Annotated in this window: 20 protein-coding genes; 12 read left to right on the top strand and 8 right to left on the bottom strand. The window is 43.3% G+C overall.

What is annotated here, in order from left to right:
• Positions 1 to 240: 240 nt before the first annotated feature.
• From BGL89_RS08570 to BGL89_RS08560, 3 genes are read left to right on the top strand one after another with little or no spacing between them, the layout of a single operon-like run.
• A complete protein-coding gene (locus BGL89_RS08570; RefSeq protein WP_286825352.1) occupies positions 241 to 633 on the top strand; it encodes a Mo-dependent nitrogenase C-terminal domain-containing protein in 393 nt (130 codons plus the stop codon).
• A 30-nt stretch (positions 634 to 663) separates the two neighbouring features.
• Positions 664 to 1,422, top strand: coding sequence for a hypothetical protein (locus tag BGL89_RS08565; protein WP_286825351.1), 759 nt, complete (start codon positions 664 to 666; stop codon positions 1,420 to 1,422).
• A 4-nt stretch (positions 1,423 to 1,426) separates the two neighbouring features.
• Positions 1,427 to 1,678: a hypothetical protein gene (locus tag BGL89_RS08560; RefSeq protein ID WP_286825350.1), complete on the top strand. Its 252-nt coding sequence runs from the start codon at positions 1,427 to 1,429 to the stop codon at positions 1,676 to 1,678.
• Positions 1,679 to 1,720: 42 nt separating this feature from the next.
• Here BGL89_RS08560 and BGL89_RS08555 read toward each other — a convergent pair whose 3' ends face one another.
• The 5 genes from BGL89_RS08555 to BGL89_RS08535 form a co-directional block, all read right to left on the bottom strand.
• The gene (locus BGL89_RS08555) at positions 1,721 to 2,128 is read right to left on the bottom strand and encodes a hypothetical protein (protein WP_286825349.1); all 408 of its coding nucleotides are present in this window, start codon (positions 2,126 to 2,128) and stop codon (positions 1,721 to 1,723) included.
• A complete protein-coding gene (locus tag BGL89_RS08550) occupies positions 2,128 to 4,071 on the bottom strand; it encodes an AAA family ATPase (protein WP_286825348.1) in 1,944 nt (647 codons plus the stop codon). Before BGL89_RS08550 ends, BGL89_RS08555 begins: the two co-directional genes overlap by 1 nt.
• Positions 4,072 to 4,080: 9 nt before the next feature.
• A complete protein-coding gene (locus BGL89_RS08545; protein WP_286825347.1) occupies positions 4,081 to 4,248 on the bottom strand; it encodes a hypothetical protein in 168 nt (55 codons plus the stop codon).
• 216 nt (positions 4,249 to 4,464) lie between these two features.
• Complete coding sequence (locus tag BGL89_RS08540) at positions 4,465 to 4,737, bottom strand: helicase-related protein (protein ID WP_286825362.1); 273 nt, start codon at positions 4,735 to 4,737, stop codon at positions 4,465 to 4,467.
• A gap of 101 nt (positions 4,738 to 4,838) precedes the next feature.
• Entirely contained in the window at positions 4,839 to 5,219 is a 381-nt protein-coding gene (locus BGL89_RS08535) for a hypothetical protein (protein WP_286825346.1), read from the bottom strand.
• A gap of 135 nt (positions 5,220 to 5,354) precedes the next feature.
• Here BGL89_RS08535 and BGL89_RS08530 point away from each other — a divergent pair, with 135 nt between their 5' ends.
• The 7 genes from BGL89_RS08530 to BGL89_RS08500 all read left to right on the top strand — a co-directional run bounded on the left by BGL89_RS08530 (position 5,355) and on the right by BGL89_RS08500 (position 12,123).
• Positions 5,355 to 6,056: a 16S rRNA (uracil(1498)-N(3))-methyltransferase gene (locus BGL89_RS08530; protein ID WP_286825345.1), complete on the top strand. Its 702-nt coding sequence runs from the start codon at positions 5,355 to 5,357 to the stop codon at positions 6,054 to 6,056.
• Between the two features lie 15 nt (positions 6,057 to 6,071).
• The gene (locus BGL89_RS08525) at positions 6,072 to 7,193 is read left to right on the top strand and encodes a tetratricopeptide repeat protein (RefSeq protein ID WP_286825344.1); all 1,122 of its coding nucleotides are present in this window, start codon (positions 6,072 to 6,074) and stop codon (positions 7,191 to 7,193) included.
• Positions 7,190 to 7,819: a DUF6391 domain-containing protein gene (locus BGL89_RS08520; protein WP_286825343.1), complete on the top strand. Its 630-nt coding sequence runs from the start codon at positions 7,190 to 7,192 to the stop codon at positions 7,817 to 7,819. The genes BGL89_RS08525 and BGL89_RS08520 overlap by 4 nt, the downstream gene beginning before the upstream one ends.
• Positions 7,820 to 7,899: 80 nt before the next feature.
• On the top strand, positions 7,900 to 8,133 hold the full coding sequence (locus tag BGL89_RS08515) for a photosystem I reaction center subunit IV (RefSeq protein WP_286825342.1): 234 nt from the start codon (positions 7,900 to 7,902) through the stop codon (positions 8,131 to 8,133).
• A 403-nt stretch (positions 8,134 to 8,536) separates the two neighbouring features.
• Complete coding sequence (locus BGL89_RS08510; RefSeq protein ID WP_286825341.1) at positions 8,537 to 9,925, top strand: aspartate aminotransferase family protein; 1,389 nt, start codon at positions 8,537 to 8,539, stop codon at positions 9,923 to 9,925.
• A gap of 6 nt (positions 9,926 to 9,931) precedes the next feature.
• Positions 9,932 to 11,029, top strand: a complete 1,098-nt coding sequence (locus tag BGL89_RS08505; protein WP_286825340.1) for a sulfotransferase family protein — start codon at positions 9,932 to 9,934, stop codon at positions 11,027 to 11,029.
• 98 nt (positions 11,030 to 11,127) lie between these two features.
• Complete coding sequence (locus tag BGL89_RS08500; protein ID WP_286825339.1) at positions 11,128 to 12,123, top strand: lysylphosphatidylglycerol synthase transmembrane domain-containing protein; 996 nt, start codon at positions 11,128 to 11,130, stop codon at positions 12,121 to 12,123.
• 21 nt (positions 12,124 to 12,144) lie between these two features.
• Here the strand turns inward: BGL89_RS08500 and kaiC are convergent, their stop codons facing one another.
• The 3 genes from kaiC to BGL89_RS08485 all read right to left on the bottom strand — a co-directional run bounded on the left by kaiC (position 12,145) and on the right by BGL89_RS08485 (position 15,201).
• On the bottom strand, positions 12,145 to 13,707 hold the full coding sequence (gene kaiC, locus BGL89_RS08495) for a circadian clock protein KaiC (protein ID WP_002760201.1): 1,563 nt from the start codon (positions 13,705 to 13,707) through the stop codon (positions 12,145 to 12,147).
• Between the two features lie 193 nt (positions 13,708 to 13,900).
• Positions 13,901 to 14,215: a circadian clock protein KaiB gene (kaiB, locus tag BGL89_RS08490; RefSeq protein ID WP_002733742.1), complete on the bottom strand. Its 315-nt coding sequence runs from the start codon at positions 14,213 to 14,215 to the stop codon at positions 13,901 to 13,903.
• A 56-nt stretch (positions 14,216 to 14,271) separates the two neighbouring features.
• Positions 14,272 to 15,201 carry a circadian clock protein KaiA gene (locus BGL89_RS08485; protein WP_286825338.1) on the bottom strand — a complete coding sequence of 310 codons (930 nt, stop codon included), beginning with the start codon at positions 15,199 to 15,201 and terminating at the stop codon, positions 14,272 to 14,274.
• A 277-nt stretch (positions 15,202 to 15,478) separates the two neighbouring features.
• Between BGL89_RS08485 and BGL89_RS08480 the strand changes: the two genes are divergently transcribed.
• Together BGL89_RS08480 and BGL89_RS08475 are read left to right on the top strand one after the other, a co-directional pair.
• Positions 15,479 to 17,854, top strand: a complete 2,376-nt coding sequence (locus tag BGL89_RS08480) for an ATP-binding response regulator (protein WP_286825337.1) — start codon at positions 15,479 to 15,481, stop codon at positions 17,852 to 17,854.
• 159 nt (positions 17,855 to 18,013) lie between these two features.
• Positions 18,014 to 18,784 carry a PEP-CTERM sorting domain-containing protein gene (locus BGL89_RS08475; protein WP_286825336.1) on the top strand — a complete coding sequence of 257 codons (771 nt, stop codon included), beginning with the start codon at positions 18,014 to 18,016 and terminating at the stop codon, positions 18,782 to 18,784.
• Positions 18,785 to 19,329 lie beyond the last annotated feature (545 nt).

Raw genomic sequence — 19,329 nt, 5'->3', positions numbered from 1 at the left:
ATCTATTGTCCTCTGTTGCCTATTCGCTTTCAATAGATTCTGTCTAGTTCACTCCTATCATTCGGCGAGATAATTCTGTCTCGTCATCGCTAGAATGCTACTCCCGCATCTGGGCTGCTGGTGCGATAAGCCGCATCTGTTATCCCAGAGATGTTATCGTTAAAGCGGTCAAATGTCTGAACGTCCTAGAGGATTTTCGGGAAAGATTGTTCGCCCTCTCGTAATCTCAGATAGAACCTTATGAGTCAATCAATAGAAGGTAAAGCCATGGCCAATGCTGATGTATCAGATTATACCACAAATAAAATAATTTTGTCTAATTGGATTGCCCCTTGGTCGAAAGGCAATCGGAAAAACCCGTCACCGCAACCAAAATGGGATTTATGGCAACCCCTGCGGCAACGAATTGATCGCCTAGAGATTAATACGCCTGCACTAGCCCATCAGATTTGTCGTCTAATTCCGGCTCAATGTCCCTTTGCGCGGAAAATTACCCTATTTAGCCGGACAATTCTAGAGATTCCGCCCCTTTGCAAGCTAAATCCCCTCTACGAAAACCTAATGATGTTAAGATTTCGCGCTCTTTCTTACCTAGCCGATGAATGTGGAGAGGATATCGGTGCTTACTGCTAGAATGGGTGAGTGTCTTTAATCGCCACACCTATGGCCATCATCGCTCTGAAAGCTTGGTATCTGGACAAATACGAACCTATCCGCGAGGTTGTCAAACGTCCCCACGACTTGCGCTTAAGTCGCAATAGTCTCTTAAAATCGGGTTTAAGGGCCGATTTTCTCGATGATAGTCTGACGATACAGGGTTCTGTCTGGTTCCAACGCTATCTAGAAGGGGAAAGGGTGGAATTTTACCTCGAAGGTAGTGGCGGTTACGTCATCTCGAATATTGACCTGATTTCCCAAGAAATTTACTTTACTAAACAGGACCTCAGCGCTTGGTTGGATCCCGTCATTTATTTTAGCTCCCAAAGCCAATTTAAGGACTCTAGCACCGCTTTAAAAACAATTTTGACCGAAACCGTCGAAAATCTCAATAAACGCTCCCGTTTGCCCTTAACCATCGAAGAAACGCCCCGAACTGAGGGCAATGTCACCAGATTGAGTGATAGTCAATTACGCAAAATTCGCAAAAGTTTATTATTTATTGCCGATGTTACGGCGATTAGCCAAAAGGAAACGGAATTACTGCCCAGTCCCCTAGTGGGTGTAGAATTAGGTTATGCGATCGCTTGTAAACAGGGCGGACAAATTCTGCTAACCTATCAAAATCGAGCGGAATTAAAGGGTAAACTAGCTTTTGACCTGCCAAGCTACCAAAAATTAATTTTCTCGGATCTTAGCGAATTGCGTCTCACTTTTCCGCCTTTAATGGCAACTTTATTACAAAAATTCAATCTGATTAGTTAAAAAAATGAGTAGAAAAGCTGACGAGTACGCCGTACATTTGTTCTTAAGCAGTGGACATCGCGAGGAAGTCCGTTTTTTGACTATCCAAGAATTTCAAAAGTGGTACAGCAACGAATTAGTTCCGAAAGCCGATTCCCAGGATTTTATCAATGTTCCGATCAGAAATATCCAAGGGGAATATATGGTTTTACGTCCGGCTAGTATCATTGCTATTCGCGTGGAACCCGTCTTTTTTGGCAGTGTGGAAAGAATGTAATTTGACGTTATCCCTAAAAAAGATAGTTAGATGCCGAGAATTTCAGAGATTATTGATAATTCTTTCAATATCAGCTTGAATTTGATGGCTGACTTTGCCTTGCCAGCGTTCTTTTAATTCCCTTAATCCCACTTCTGCGTATTGACAGATCTTATCTAAAACTTCTTTGCCATCGCTGGGTTGAGGATAGGAATTCTTTTTACAGATAATATAAATTCCTGCGGTTAAAGCTAAAATAACTTCTGGATCGATTTGGCTAATAGTAATTAAATCCTGTCGATTATTTAAGGTTATTCCGTAGATACTGAAGTCTTCTCTAATGGCAAAAGCAGCGGCGAATAAATAAGCATCTACCATGCGCTCAAAAGTTTTATTATCTTTTAGTACCTGTAGATAATTTCTGGAAGTTTCCGAGGCATAAATCTTCAAACTGGGATCGATTCTTTGCATTAGTGACTCTCCATCACTTCAATCACGGAAGCATCTTCATCGGCAGCTAAACGGTGTATTTTTAAAATATCAGTAGTGTGGGGATGCAGCAGATTTAAAAGTGGATCGGGAAGATCGCGATCCGTGGCTAAAATAATTACTTGGGAGTTTAAATTAGGGAGAGAGTTAATAATATTTTTTTGATGTTCTTCGTCTAAATGGCCGAAAGGTGTATCCATAATTAGGGGAACACAAGTATCGGTTATTTGATTTAAACCGGTGATAAAAGCAAAAGCTAAAGCTTCCTTTTCTCCCGCACTTAAGACATCGGGATGTAATAATTTTCCTGTGATGGTACGGATTCCTAAAGTGTATTCGGGAGTGATTTCTACTCCTCTATATTCCTCCGGTTTGTTGGTTACTTGTAAATAGCGATCGCTGGTTGCTTGATTAATCATTTTTTGGGAATTATCGATATGCCATTCGATTAATTCGTTAGTGGCATTTTTTAAACCTCTGGCCATTTTAACCTGATTAGATAACATCAATGTTGTCTGATTTTCACTAGCTAAAATTTCCACTTCTTTGCGTAAATTTTCTAATTGCTTTTCTTTGATTTCAATTTCCTTTTGCAAGCGTTCGACCCTTTCTTCAATCACCTTAACTTTTCGTTCCGATTCGTCAACTTTTCGCCAAATCTCCCTCACCGAGTCTTGATCTATTCCCGTGGTTTCCTGTTTTAGCTGTCTAATATGTTGATTAATTTCTTCGATTTCTTCTTCTAAACGATCTCTTTGTAAAAGTAATTGACTATAGTTGCTAAATTTAGCATTATCTCGCATAATTCCCTGTAAATCAATTCTAATTTGGTCTTTTTCTATTCTGGTAGCGTTGTTCACTTCTAAGGACTCTAGTTCGGCAATTTGTTGAAGGATAAAGTTCCGAGAATTTTTATCTAAACAACGACCACATAGACAGCTTTCATCGTCAAGTATTGCTTTTAAAATTACTGTAGAATTAGTTTTATAAGTGCTTTTTAAGCTAGTAACTTGCAAATCATCGACCATTTCCTGTACAAAGTTAATCAGCAAAGGTATCGAAGCTTTTTTTAACCAAGAATCAATAGACTTTTGCTGGTTATTTAACTGAGTTTGTAAACCGATACGCTTTTTCTCTAAGTTATGAATTTCCTCTAATTTTTCTCGTAAACTTTCAATCTGAGCGGCTTTTTCTTGAGCGTCTTGGTAGATAATTATAGCATCTTTTTCGCTATTTTTGGCATTTTTAAGCTGACCTTTTTTAAGATCAATGTCTTCTTCTAATTCTCGCATCTGTTGCATTTTATTCCTAAAAACTTGACTGGTTCCTTCTGCCTTATTAAGACGGGTTTCTAATTCTTGTAAGGCTTTTTCTGTATCATCGCGCAGATTTCTTAATTCAGGGATACCCAAAACTTTTTCAATTGCTTCTTTTGCTTCTTTAGTTTGAGTTATCTGGGTATATTGTTCGATTTTTAAGCCATCAAAACAGAAAAAATCTCGAATTGACTTAGGAAGTAATGCTTCGATATATTCCCTAGAGTTACTTCCTTTCATGGTTCCATCTTCATAAAATAATGCTTCCTCTACGCTGGGATAAAAAGTGCTACCATTACCTTTTAATTTCGCTGTGCGACTGATAAAGTAATTTTTCTCGTTTTTAATAAAATTTAATTCTACCCGCATTTCTATTGCCGGTGAAGAATCTCCCTTACCTCGATAAAAATAGGTTTTCAGAGTCTCTTTAGATACAATATCTACCCCATAGAGACACCATAAAATCGCCGTCATCAGAGAAGTTTTACCGTGGCCATTATTACCGAAGATAATCTGAATTTTTCTGTCGGGATGCAGGTTAAAGGTAATATTTTGACTAGGGTAACATTTCCAATTAGTTAAGCGAATTTGTTTCAGTCTCAAAGTCATAGAGTTTATTTATTGTGGGGAGTCGGTATATTTTTCGATAAGTTTGACAATTTTAGGTGATAGCCGCCGATTTTTTAGAGTAATTTTTGCTACTTCTAAAGCCATGGCTTCCTTTAGCAGTTGGGGAGGTATATCATATTTTTGTGCCAGTTCTTTAATTTTAGCAGTTATGTCCATAAATTTTCTGTGGGTTGGGGAGTGGGGATTGTCAAGTCTTAATTCTTATTTGCTAAGAGATACCTTGATGATGAGAAATTTTATAACAGACCTGAGTAGGTAAGGCCATAGTAACTTAATGCTTGGACTAATTTGTTGATAACTGCAGCTTGATTGCTGGCTGCCCCAGCAAAATCAATAACTCTTTTGATCTCCGATGCAATTAATTTTACCTCACTATCGTCCCCAGGGGGAAAGACATCGATTAAAGTTGCTTTTTTCTTGGCCACCGGCTGCTGGGATAATTCTGCTGCGACGTTGAATAAATTGACGGGGAGAACTGTCGGCAGCGAGGATAATTCCCTGACTGACTTGTGGGATATCAACTCCCTCATCGAGACATTTTACTGCCACTAATGCGTCAAGATTTCCCGAAGATAACTGTGATAATAACATAACTCGATCGCTGTCTAAAGAACTATAGCGGGCGACTCTTTTTCCCTGACGCACCAATCGGGTACTAATCTAAACAAGGTAGATAAAATTTGTCAATGACATTATGTTAATTACTGTGATATTATTCTAATAATTTTAATTGTTGTAGTGGCAATTTAAATTCCTCCTCGATCTCGTTTTAAATCATAAATGACTTTTTCATAACACCAGCTTTTACTGCGTTGGGGATTTCTCAATCTAATATTTAAAAGCAATCGAGTCGCTAAAGCTTTATCTCCATTCACGAGGGTTAAAAGTTCTCTTTCTAGGTAGAAAAGTTGATTCTGACTGATTGGCAACTTTCGACGATTATTTTTAGAAGTAGAGCTTTGTTGATTCTGACTGATTGGCAACTTTTGACGATTATTTTTAGAAGTAGATCTTTTCGCTTGAGTGCTAGATAAAGATACGGTATCGACTAACCACCAGATAACTACAGCTAACCCCAATAACAGCACTCCCATAAAAGAGTATAAAACGATGCCTAGTAAATTCATTCATCAATTCCCATATTTGTTAATGATCAAGGTTTTCAGTCAATCTACTCTCAACCTTATACAAAAATACCATAAAAGCTAAAATAGATAGTTGACAGTGATCCTGACCACAATAGCAATATAGAATAAACCGCCTTGTATTACCGTCTTCTTCTCGATTTTAATACCCTAGAAAACGGGTTAATTGCCTTAACATCCGAACAAAGTCATTATCTTAAAAAAGTTGTTCGTTTAAAATCCCATGACCATTTTATTGCCCTAAATGGACAAGGACAAGCGTGGTTAGCAGAAATAATTGATAATTCGGCCTATCTTTTAGAAGCGATAAACGAAACCACCGAACTACCAGTACAAGTGAATTTAATGGTAGCAATTCCCAAAAATGGCTTTGATGATATCGTTCGCGCTGCCACCGAATTAGGAGTTTATCGGATTATTCCCCTGCTGACAGAACGCGTTTTAGTTAATCCTAGTCCTCAAAAAATCGACCGTTGGCGAAAAATTGCCCGGGAAGCTGTAGAACAATCAGAAAGACAGATTATTCCTATTATCGAAGAACCACAACCATTTTTAGCCATCCTTAACCGGGGAGCTAACCCAGGGACAACTTGTTATATTGGTGTTACCCGTAGAACAGTGGACCCGCTACTTTCTCAATTGCAAACATCAACCGAGATAACCATTGCCATTGGACCGGAAGGGGGATGGACGGAGGCAGAAATAGAACAAGCGATCGCTGCTGATTTTCTACCTGTATCACTGGGAAAACGGATTTTGAGAACAATTACCGCTCCCTTAGTAGCTCTCGCTATCATTAACGCCTATTTAGACAGCTAATTGACCGGAGTTTCTATGTTCAAAGAAATTGCTGAAGCGCTCGACCGTCAAGACTATCAAACTGCCACCCGTCTTGTCAACGACTTCCAGACCCGAGAAAACGATAACCCCTGGCTGAAATTCTACCAAGCGCGTTTAAACGAAATCACGGGAGAAATCGCCCTATCAGGGCAAGAATACCGAAAAATGTTGCTATTAAACGCTAATCCTCAACTTATCGCCCAAATTCGTCAAGGAATCGCCCGCTTAGAAGCGATTGAACAGGTGGAAGTTGAACAGCAACAACAACAGCGACAGGCTGCCCTCGAAAAAGCCAAAACCAACCCCAGTAATCGAGAAATGGGGCTTTTAATTCTTGAACCGGTGGCTAACGCAGAAAAACAGCCCTTAGCTCTAAAATTTGCCCAAATATTTAAAATAGATGCCTATAGCGCCCGCTTACACATCCCTAGTCGTTCGTGGCGCTTGTATCGAGTCGGGGCGATGGCCGAATTAGCAGTATATGTTCACGACTTGCGAAAAGAAGGAATTCCCTGTTTTTGCCAGCCAATTAAAGCGATTAACCAGCCTAGGGTCTATTTAGCTCGATATTTCCGGGCTATCCAACCAGAAGCCACCCTAGTCTATCAATCTTCCCACGACCTAACCGCAAGTATAACTTTTGATTGGTCAGAAGTTACCGCCGTGGTAGAGGGAATCTTGCCGATTTTTGGGAAATGTGTCGATATGGATGCGCGCCGCCATCAAGTGAGAAAAATTAGTATTCTTGATTATGCCCAGATTATTGATCTACATTTGAAAAAACAGGATTTAATTATCCGTATTTGCGATCGCCATTACCACTTTCAAGCGGGGATTACTTTTTCCGACCACCAACAAAGTCGGGAAAGACAGACCAGCAATCGAGATAACTGGAATCAATTCGCTTCTTACCTAAAACAACAACTAGCAGCAGTTCCCCTGTGGTCAGATTTTGCCCCTTTTGCCGAAACCACCGCCGATTTTTACGAATTACTGCCCATGGTCAATCCCCATTTGGACTTATTACGCATTGAAGACACCTACTGGGACACCGCCTTTCAACTCTATAGCGCCCTTATCTTTCTAGAAAAAACTCCCCCTACCGCAACTTTATGACCCCTAGTAGCCCTTCTAACCCCTCTTTTGACTGGTTTAACCCCTCGCCCCAGCAAGACAGCGATTTACTGGCACAAATCGGCTTTATCCCCGGGTTCAAAGAATTTCTGACCCTGCGACAGGTTCACGCCTTGGAACACGCCACCGTCTGGGTATTAAGCGAAATGGCTGCCCGTCGTCAATCGCCTTTTGACCATTCCCAAGCGGATAACGAGGCCCTAGGGGGACTCTCCACCGATAGGGGTTTTTATCTCTACGGACAGGTTAATACGAATGAACTGCAAATTGCGGCCAAACAGGCGCTCCATCGTCTCAAAAATGGCGAGGGGCAATTGGCATTACATCCGCGTTGTGGCACCAATTTATCGGTAACTTTAGCCTTAACCGCCGGCTTAGTCTTAGGAACTCATCTTCTCTTACCCAGAGGTCCGATTTCTCAGTTATTAGGCTTAGGTTTAGCCACCGCCGCCGCTTTTCAAATCGGGCCAGATGTGGGAATGTCGGCCCAAAAATACCTGACTACGGCCATTCCTTTTAACTTAACAATCGTTAACATTACACCAAAGGCAGACCTATGGGGACGTTCGGGGCATTTTGTCCAAACAGAGTGGCAAGATTTGCAATAAAACTTAAAGTAAAAACCCTTTCGGCAAACTCGCTCTGATTGTAACCTGTTAACTAAACCCTTAAAAAAAAAACAACAGCTATGTCTGGAATCGAACGCGGAGCCCAAGTTAGAATCAAACGTAAAGAGTCTTACTGGTACAAAGGTGTGGGAACCGTAGCCAGTGTTGATAAAAGTGGTATCCTCTATCCCGTTATCGTCCGTTTTGATACTGTTAACTACGCCGGTTTTAGTGGCAGCGCCAGTGGACTGAATACCAATAACTTCGCTGAAAGTGAATTGGAACTCGTTAAGGCTGCCCCCGCTAAGAAATAAAGCTGAGTAAAATTCGGCCTATCATCACCGACTGACTGACGGGAATTCTCTCTTGTCGGTCGTTTTTTTTATAGCTATCAGCCTTGAATCAGTTATCAGTTATCAGTTATCAGTTATCAGTTATCAGTTATCAGTTATCAGTTCACTGATATTACATTTTGGGCGCACGCGATGCGCCCCTACCATATAAAAACTAACTAATAAATTATCTAAAAGTCGCTGTAACCTTTAGCCAGCAAGAGTTAATGAGTTTAATTATCCTAGATGATTTCTTAAATACTTGACAAAATATATTTAAATAATTTATAATATTAAATAACCCAAAATCATGATAATGTGCTATCAACATAATCGGGTTTGGGTTGTTTAACAATTAGTTTTTCAGTAATCAAATCAGGAATTTATGAGCATTTTAGAACTCATAGAACAAAGACTAGAAGAAAACTTTACCCTCCACGAACAATATCTAAATCCCCAGATGGTTCGGGTACTGAAAACGATCGGTTACGATCGCCACTACGTTAAAGCCCAAGGTCCATACTTGTTCGACAATCACGGGGAAAAGTATCTGGATTTACTGAGTGGTTTTGGTGTTTTCGCCCTCGGACGCAATCACCCCAAGATAGTGCAAGCTTTACAGGAAGTATTGACGGCAGAACTGCCCAATTTAGTCCAATTGGATGCTTCCATCCTAGCGGGATTGCTGGCCGAACGGTTAGCAGCGATCGCACCGACAGGATTAGAACGAGTTTTCTTTGCCAATTCCGGCACAGAAACCGTCGAGGCCGCCATTAAATTCAGCCGCTACGCCACCGGACGCAGCAAAATTGTTTACTGTCAGGGAGGCTACCACGGTTTAACCATGGGTTCCCTTTCCGCCACCGGCGATCCCCATTATCGCCAGGGATTTGGACCCTTTGTCGCCGATTTTGAGGAAATTCCCTTCGGCGATCTGGCTGCGCTCGAAAAAGCTCTAATTAACCAAGAAGTAGCGGCTTTTATTACCGAACCGATCCAAGGTCACGGGGTGAGAATTCCCGAACCGAACTATCTCCCCGCAGCGGCTGCCCTTTGTCGTCGTTACGGCACTCTTTTTGTGGCCGATGAAGTGCAGACCGGTTTAGGCCGGACTGGCAAAATTTGGGCAGTGGAACATTGGGGGGTAGAACCAGACATTTTATGCGTTGCCAAGGCTCTTTCGGGCGGTTTTGTGCCAGTGGGAGCGGTTCTCTGTCGTCCCTGGATCTTCGATCGAGTATTCGATCGCATGGACCGTTCTGTGGTTCACGGTAGCACTTTTGGGAAAAATAATCTGGCCATGGCCGCCGGTATCGCCACTTTACAGGTAATCGAGGAGGAAAAATTAGTGGAGCGCTCGGCTGTAATCGGTCAACAAATTATCGCAGAACTACAGCCCCTCGTAGATCAGTACGAATGTTTGCAGGAAGTGCGGGGATTGGGTATGATGATGGCCTTGGAATTTGCCGAACCGAGCAGTTGGTCATTAAAAGCCGCCTGGAAAATGCTAGAAACCGCCAATAAAGGGCTATTTTCCCAGTTAATCGTCGTTCCCCTCTTTACCCGCCATCAAATTCTCTCGCAGGTTTCCGGCCACGGCATGAATATCATCAAGTTTATCCCCCCCCTCACCCTCTCCGATCAGGATTGCCGTTGGATTGTCACCGCCGTTAAGGATGTGGTCGCTGATGCTCACCGCCTCCCCGGGGCTGCTTGGGAATTCGGCAAAACCTTGGCCAGCCAAGCTATACGCCAAAAAACCGCCAAAAAATAGGTTAATATGTCCAGTTTGTTTCATCCCCTCTGCGGTAGTAACCTTAGCACTCTCCTTCGTTTATTTTTGACCAATGGCGGCATCGATCGCCCCAATTTGGCCCCGGCAGCCCTGGCGCTGGCAGTTACCCTGGCGCGACTACCTTTTTCTACCCTAGAACGGATTTTAATGACAGGGTTTTATGAGCGCCGCGTGGAGGTAAAAGCACCCATTTTTATTGTCGGCTATTGGCGCAGCGGCACGACCCATCTGCACAATTTACTCGGTCAATCGGAGCATTTTGGCTATATTTCGCCCCTAGCGGTGGGATTACCCTGGGATATCCTCGGTATCGTCCGCTTATTACAACCGCTGCTGGAATTAGCTCTACCGAGCGATCGCCATGTGGATAACGTTGCCGTTACTCCCGATTCCCCCCAAGAAGATTCGATCGCCCTGGCCAGCATGATCCCCCTTTCCTACTACCATGGTTTATACTTTCCCCAACGTTTTCAGTATCATTTCGATCGAGGGGTTTTTTTTCAGGGCTGCAGCGAGAAAGAAATCGCCACTTGGCAACGTTGGCATACTCATCTATTAAAAAAAGTTTCCATCCATCAAAAAGGCAAACAATTACTAATCAAAAACCCCGTTTATACGGCACACATTGCCAAATTACGAACTATCTGGCCCGATGCTAAATTTATCCATATCTATCGCAATCCCTATCTAGTTTTTCCCTCAACCCGCCACTTTTTTACCCGCATCTTACCAGAACTAGCACTGCAATCCTACGATAATTTATCTATTGATGTCATCGAGCAAGCGATTCTGAAAAGTTATCCCCTAATGCTCAATTCTCTCCTGCGAGATAGTGCCGATTTACCCGCCGATAGTTTTGTAGAAATTCGTTTTGAAGATTTAGAAAAAGACCCCCTAGCACAAATCGAGAAAATTTACGATCAACTGCAACTTCCCGACTTAAAAATAGCTATGCCTCGCTTTGAGAAAGATATCAGCAGTCTGCAAGGATATAAAAAAAATAATTATCCCCCAGACCCAAAAGCGATCGAATTAGTCGAATCTCATTGGCTACCATTTATTCAACGTTGGAATTATTTTTAGTTATCAGCTTTTTCAGTGATCAGTTATCAGTGATCAGTTATCAGTGATCAGTGATCAGTTATCAGTGATAAGTCATAATTAATAATTCACAATTTAATATGAAATATCTTAAATTTATCTTTCTGGGTTTAGGTTTTGTTTTACTAGGGGTAATTTTACGACAAACCAATCTACAAGAAGTGTGGCAACAAATCACCCTAGTCGGTTGGTGGGGAATGACATTAGTAATTATTTTTTATTTCCTAGAATTCCTCACCGATGTTTTTACTTGGCAACTAACTTTTAAAAGCATTCCTATCCAACCTCGATGGACAATTCGCCTATTATTAATTTACATGGTAGGGGCAGCCTTTAATCGGGTGACTCCCTTCGCTTCTTTGGGAGGAGAAGGTTTTAAAGCAGTGATGTTGAAAACTCACTATCAGATTAGCTATAAAGAAACCAGTGCTTCGATCATTCTGACCAAGACATTAAATACTGCTTCCCTTGTCTTCTTTGCAATTATCGGGTTTTTTCTGCTCCTAGCTTCCCCAAAATTTTCTAATTCTTTTAAAACTTTGACTGGATTAAGTCTAGCTATATTCTCCAGTTGTATCCTGATATTTTTCTTGATTCAGCGATTCCGTTTATCCTCCCGAATAGTTAATCGATTAGGTCATTCTTTTTTAGGCGATCGCCTAGCTAAACCTTTAGAAAATCTTCGCAGTGTCGATGATCGTTTAGGGGAATTTTACCGCAATCTGCCACTATTTAGAAATGGCTTGATCGTCGGTTTTCTCAATTGGCCTGTCGGAGTTTTAGAAATCTATGTTTTAATGCAACTTCTCCAACATCCGATCAGTTTTGCCGATGCTTGGTTATTTGATTCCGTTGCTCAATTGGTGCGCGCTGGAACCTTTTTTATTCCCGCTAATATCGGTACTTTAGAAGGTTCTTTAGTGCTGCTGGGTGCTTCCTTAACCGGTAGTCTAGAATTAGGTTTAGCGATTTCTGTAATTCGCCGGGTTAAAGATATTCTCTGGATTATATTAGGTTTGTTGATCTGGTGGTTATTTTCCCTAAGACCGACTTTACCCGATCGCTCTTCAAAATAATCTCAATCAGTCAACTCCCGATTATTCATCCTGTAATTTTTCGCGTACATTGCGAACAATCCGCGATAATTCACTCTTTTCATCGACGCTAATTTTAGTCGGGGAACCACTAATAATCCGCTCGTAATTGCGGAAAGAATCCTTGATATCGGCCCCGTCCTGACTGATAGTATATTCACGAATCCCTTTATCGTGCCAAGAACCGCGCATCTTAAAGACGTTAATCGCTCGGGACATTTCGCCGCGAATTTCCACATACTGCAACATTAAAATCGTGTCGGTAATCGTAGAAATATGGGATTCGGTGATCGAGTGCGCTCCCATAAATTGGTCGGTGGTATTGGTGAAAAATCCCGTAATTTCCTCCTGTTTGGCGTATCCTGTCACCCCGATCACAAATTGCCGAAAAGCATTATTTGTCACCCCGCGCGCGAGCGCCGATAGAGAATCAATAGCAATGCGGGAGGGTTTAAATTCCGAGATTTCCGACTTAATCATCTGTAAATGGTCTTCTAATCCCGCCGATTCGGGGTAAGAACACAACAATTTTAATAATCCCTTACGTTCCATCTCCTCAAAATCAATCCCCCAAGAAGAAGCATTTCGGGACAATTGGGCGCGAGATTCTTCATAAGCGAACAAAATCGCCCGCTCACCGCGCCGACAGCCTTCTTCCAGAAATTTACTGACTAGGAGAGTTTTACCCGTACCTGTTGCTCCTGTGGCCAAAATAATCGAATCCTTGAAAAAACCGCCTCCACACATATCATCAAGGGTTTTTACTCCCGAAGAAATGCGGACATTGGAGGAGCGCTGAGTTAAACGCATCGCACCGAGGGGGAAGATATTAATGCCATCATTGGTGATAGTAAAGGGATATTCGCCCTTCATGTGGGTTGTTCCCCGTAATTTGAGGATTTCTGCGGTTCTGCGTCGTCTTTCTCCCTCTAGCACGTTCCGCATAATTACCACATTATCAGAGACAAATTCCTCTACACCAAAACGGGCCACCGCTCCGTATTCTTCGATACGTTCCGTGGTCATAATTGAAGTCACTCCTAATAATTTTAACCGGGCCACGAGCCGAAAAATTTCTCGCCGCACCACTGACACCGCTTCGTACTGCTGAAAAACGGCAGTTACAGAGTCAATTGATACCAGTTTGGCTTTATATTTGGTAATTGCGTATTGAATGCGCTCGATTAGGGCCGAAAGATCAAAACTACCCACCACCTCTTGACCTTCCGGATCTGGAGAAGCATCGAGAATAAATAACTTACCCTGGTCAATTAATTCTTCTAAATCCCAACCAAAACTATAGGCATTTTGGATAATATCGGTGGGAGATTCTTCAAAAGTAACAAACAGGCCCGGATAGTCAAAATACTTGATACCGTGGTAGAGAAATTGAACGGCAAGCAGGGTTTTTCCCGTGCCAGAAGTGCCACTCACTAAGGTAGTTCGCCCCATGGGTAAACCACCGTGAGTGATCTCATCAAAACCTTCAATTAGGGTTCTAATTTTGCGAACACCTTTCGGTTTAATCGGTGGATTCAATTGGCTATTAGAGTTAGATTGAGTCATTATTTATCCAGCGAATATTTAAAGAGTAGGATTTTTATCTAATTTTTCAACAGAAACATATCAGGTCTGACTAGACACTTTATACCGTCTCGATTCCCATTGACTCTTGACTTTCCCATAGACGTACTAGATTACACCCCGATCATTTCTCCTTCAATAAATATAACCCGTCTAATCACCTATTGCCGAAGGTCTAGCTATCATTTTCTCGTTCACGAATTTCCTCGTACAGTAAGTCTAAACCGATCAGAACCTTCTCTCGATCGGACAAATCCCCGATAATTTTCCGCACTGGGGGAGGGAGGACTTTCGCGAGGGTAGGAGTAGCGAGAATCTTGTCTTCCTCCGCTAGTTGCGGGTTTTTCAGCACGTCAATCACTTTCAGCGCATACACTCCCTGAAATTCTTCTTCTAGGATATTTTTCAGGGTTTTCAAGGCACGCACGGAGTTGGGGGTATTGCCCGCGACGTACAGTTTTAAAACATAGGTTTTTTTAAAGACGCTCATAGGTTAGGATTAAAGGGGCTGGGGATAGGAGTTCATCGCTATTTATTGGGGAGATTTTAATCTATTCCCAATAATAAATCATAAGGGATATCGTCGCGAGGTATGGAACGACGGTACATTTCCCCTAGATGAGCAAGGATATCAATGAGAGCGAGACGATAATCTAGGAGAATTTCCTCACTTCTGCCTTCTAATTTTAACTGTTGGGAAAATTCATCCATTAACTCCATGTGAATTTCCAGAATTTGCGACACTGAGAGATCGGTAAAAAAGACATTATTAACCAATTCATCGATCGCTTGATTGATCGGATAATCCTGTTGGAAGTAATTTAAAATAATCTCCCGATAATCTCTTCTTAATTCCCGCAGTAATTCGTTTTTTTCCTCTGAGGCCAGATTGCGATAGAATAGCTGCGGGTTGCGTTTGTAGTAAACACCTAAATAGCCGAGTCTTTCTTTTAATTTTTCTGCTAAACGGCGCTGTTGTAGGAGGAGAAAACTGTGATTATTTTCCACGGGATTTGGTTGGTTAACAATCGTGTTAGGTTCGGAAAAAGAGCAATTAGGAGCTAAATGGAGAAATCGAGCGATCGCTTGGTCGATGACCGAGGTGATGCTGTCTAATTCCTTGACGGTAATTTGTAATTCGGCACTATGATAGAGACAGGTGGGAGAGTCATTCGTCTCGGCAGTGATGTTCTTGTCAGCGACAATGATCACTACTGGCAGTAAAATCCCCCCTTCGTAGAGTTGATTAAAAGTCGGCTGTAGGGAAGGATGAAAGACCACCAGTAAACAATCGATTTTTTCCTTCTCTGCCTCGATATTAGCCAGTAATTCGCTAGAAGACGACCCTAGGGTTAGATTATAGCGTTCATTAGCCAATAGAGCCGTCAAAGAATTAACCAGCCCCAGAGGTGAACTCACTCCCGTCAAGGGTGGGTCCGTTGGGACAAAAGCATAAATAGTCAGTCTCGGAGGCAACGTTTTCTCACCCGCAAGGTAGATAGAAAATAACAAACAATTAGGTTAGGCTTCCTCTGTTGAGAAGACAACCCCCTCGCCATCAAATCGGGGAAGTTAAAGTTAACTTTGCTTTTTGGCAGTGGGTATCGTAGTTAATTGTAATCAATGGAGCGGTTCTCTAGTTGAGCAAGCGTCATAATCAAGGTAGATTCAAGTTTTAGGACTACTAATAGTTTGGCCATCAGTTTGTTAATTATGCCCTAAAGTTACCGCCACCGCCCACCCAATTATCCCCATGCCTAGCGTTACCCTCAGCCTCCATCACTTTAATCAATCCGTCACTACCTGTGAATTAATTATTGACACGGCAAGTCTTTTAGATTTAATTAATACGGGCAATCCAGAAGCGATCGTGGTGGTGGATGAGCGGTATTGTCCCCTAGGACTGATTGAGAGTCAAACCCTGATTGCCTACCTCCTCTATCAACAACAGCACCCCGAAACCAGAAACCCCTCCTCCAACTGCCTAGATCTGAGCGGTTTGCTGCGCCCGATTATCCCTCTTAACTCGCGCATGGCCGTGAGTGAGTTTCTGGCAACCCTGACGGCAGAAGGAAGCTCCTTAGCCCCTATTTTAGTGGATGCTCAGGGCAAACTGTTAGGACGTTTGGACACGGGAAAACTTCTCCAATTTTGTCTCGGGCGCTCGATTCTCGATGATCCTCCCCCGCAGCCCCGCATCAGCGATCGCAATTTGCCCCCCCGCAGCGATCGTCCTCTGGAATTTCTGGAACAATTACCGCTGCCGCTGCTGCTCTACAGTCCAGAAGCGGGAATTTTATACCAAAATCAGGCTTGGTGTGAACAAATCGGGGGGGCTTTCCCCGCTAATATCGATAAATCTCCCTTTGCTTTGGTTAATGACCCCTTAACCCTCCAATCCCCCACCCCCCCCCTGTTTCCCCAGCGTCTAGAAACGGTGACATCGGGTTTAGCCAAGACTTGGCGACTGTTGTCCGTGCCGTTAAATTTGGCGCATAATTATCCCTTGATCGAGAAAGCTTCGGGACTGTGGTTACTGTTAGCCACCGATATCACGGAACAACAGCACTATTGTCAGGAATTAGCGGTTAAAAATGCCGATTTAGTCCATTTAAATCGTCTTAAGGATGAATTTCTCGCCTGTGTCAGCCATGAGTTTAAATCGCCCCTCACCGCCGTGATCGGTCTCTCCAATCTGCTGCGGGAACAAAAAATCGGTGAACTTAACCCCCGACAGTCGAAATATGCCGATTTAATCTATCGCAGCGGTCGCCAGTTGATGGCTTTGGTCAATGATCTCCTCGATTTAACCCGCTTAGAGACAGGACAACTAAAATTAACTTTAGCTAGAGTCAAAATCGATCGCCTCTGTCAACGGGTGTACGATATCATCGTCGATAAGTATCCCCAACGTCTCGATCTCCCCGGCAGCTATCGTCTTGACATCGAATCAGGGTTAGATTATGCCCTGGCCGATGAAGCCCGTTTACAACAGATGTTAGTGAATTTGTTAGACAATGCGGTTAAATTCACCATTGATGGCGGTAATTTGGGCATTAAAGTCAATCGTTGGGAAAATTGGCTGGCTTTTACCGTCTGGGATACGGGGATCGGTATTCCAGAAGAATCCCAGCATCTGATTTTTCAGAAATTCCAACAGCTAGAAAGTCCTTTCACCCGTCAATTTGAGGGTGCAGGTTTAGGTTTAGTCCTCAGCCAAAAATTAGCGCGCTGTCACGGTGGAGATCTATCCTTTGTCTCCAAGGACCGGGAAGGCAGTCAATTCACTTTACTGCTGCCGGTTTATCCCCAAGGAACAGAAGAGGAACAATCGACCCCCCAGCGTCTGGTGTTGGTGGTGGAAGCTAATCCCCAAGTGATCGAACAGTTTGTCGAGCGCTTGAGTGAATTGGGATTAAAAGCCATTATCGCCCGCAGCGGCACTGAGGCGATCGAAAAAGCCCGTCAGTTAAAACCCCGTTGTGTTTTTCTCAATCCCAATCTACCCCTCTTGTCCGGTTGGGATGTGTTAACGCTGCTGAAATCCCATCCCCAAACCAAAGATATGAAAGTTATTGTCACCGCTGCCGATTCTGAGCGAAACCGCAGTCAACAGCAAGGGGCCGATAGTTTTCTTGTTCCGCCGATCACATCGGCTGCGCTGCAAGCTTGCCTGAATCTGACCGTTTCCCCTGTTCCTAGCCGAAAACGGCGCACTGCTCCGACTCTGCTGCGTTTACACGGCCATTATGCCCCTAACTTCTCCGATTTATCTTCCTTTAGCTGGATTTGGAATAATCAATTAGTTCGGGAGAATTATCGTTTTATTGAGGCCGATAGTTGCGAACAGGCGGAACTTTTAGCTGGTGTCTGGGAGGTGGACGCTATCTTAATTGATAGTTCGATCGCGGAAGATTTATACTCTTATCTGCAAACCTTGAGCGAGTCGGAAACCCTAGCTAATTTACCCCTAGTCACCCTTGATGTGGCTGTCACCGAGGTGGCCAATCAAATCCCCGGTTTAGCCGTTTTTCCCTGTTTGGCCCCCCCGACGGAAAACCGGATCGAACAGCTATTAAAGGTAATCGAGACTGCTGATCTGGCTTTTTCTGGCCACAAAGAGGGGTAAGGGGGAGCGGGGGAGAAACTTTTTTCTGTGATCTTATTAACAATTTTCCAGTGATATGTTGGGGAATAAGCAATTCTGTGTTGACATTTGAAAAATTTGTTGTTACCATTGCGATTGTTATCCATAACATCCACTTTACCCCTGTGGGAGTCTCTATAAATGACAAAAATACGCAGATACACCATTCCTAGCGCTGCCGCTCTGGTTGTTGCAGCTGGCCTAGGCCTCGCCACTGCGCCAGCCCAGGCGGCTGCCGTGGTACGATACTTTAATGGCACCTCATTCGGTACGACACCGCTCACTTTGACACAGCTTTTCACTTCGGGTGCTTTCATCGAAATTGATGAGGACGGAAATGGCATATTTGACAAGCGGTTTCGTAATTGGGTAAATTCTACCAATGATCCCTTTACTCCAATTTTGTCCAGTGGGGTTACCGTAACTGGTTTTGGTTCAGCGCTCTCTGCCGGACTACAGTACGACTTGACCAATTTTTCACGCACGGGTACAGGTTTACTCAGCCTTGCCGCTACACTTTCTTACACGGCTGAAGCAATAGATCCTGATGACTTTAAGATTAGCGGAGTAAAATTAGACCTGACGGATGCGACTGCTACTGGTGGATCGTCTAATGGTGCTGCAATAGATGATATGTACGATGCATTCATCCCCCCAAACAACAACGTTTCTCAATCCTCGACCACACCGTCCGTATTGACAGACTCCACTTCTGGTCCTCTTGTAAGTCAGGTCAATGTCATGACCCAATTGGGTATTTTTGCTAGTGGGATGGGTAGCAAAACTGTCGCAATCAGACAGTTCAAACAAACCTTCAGCCAGGTGGTTATTCCCGAACCGGGTACTGTTGTTGGACTTCTTGCTGTTGGTGGCTTAGGTCTGGCGATGAAACGCAGACAAAAAGATAACTAAGCTTAGCGTCGGGACAACTATGAGCAGAGGCATCCTAGCTCCTTGCATTGAAACTCCGTCCTTTTGGGGCGGTTTTTAGTTGGGCTATGCTGAACGAACCCGCGTCAGTCTCGTGGGGGCAGGGTGTGGGGTGTAGGGTGTGGGGTGTGGGGTTTTACCGATTTTCAGGGGGTCAATTACCTAATTTTCAGGGAAAAAGTCCCTGAATTTCCCCCCCGATCACTCCAAGAAATGGCACTTTTTGATTTCAAAAAAGCCTAAAGATATTATCCAACAAGGTTTTTAGATTTATTCAGCAGACCCTATTTAAAACTAAACTTTTTTCTGTCCGGTTATCCCATAAGAGTTAAGGATAAACACAAAGGCTTGACATCCTCGCCGCCGTAAACGGACGGTGATTCCTCACCACGCCACCTTTTTAAGATGGTCGCGTCAATGGGGTTGACGCGACCCAGGATGCTGCTTCTTTAACAGAAGTCTTACGCTTTCCGACCCGTCCGTTTAAAGTCTCCGAATGTCCTCCGGCGACCTTGATATTTACCGCA

Source organism: Microcystis sp. LSC13-02 (assembly GCA_002282935.1).
GTDB lineage: Bacteria > Cyanobacteriota > Cyanobacteriia > Cyanobacteriales > Microcystaceae > Microcystis.
The sequence above is the reverse complement of the archived record's forward strand: the minus strand, read 5'-3'. Positions and strand labels throughout refer to the sequence as shown.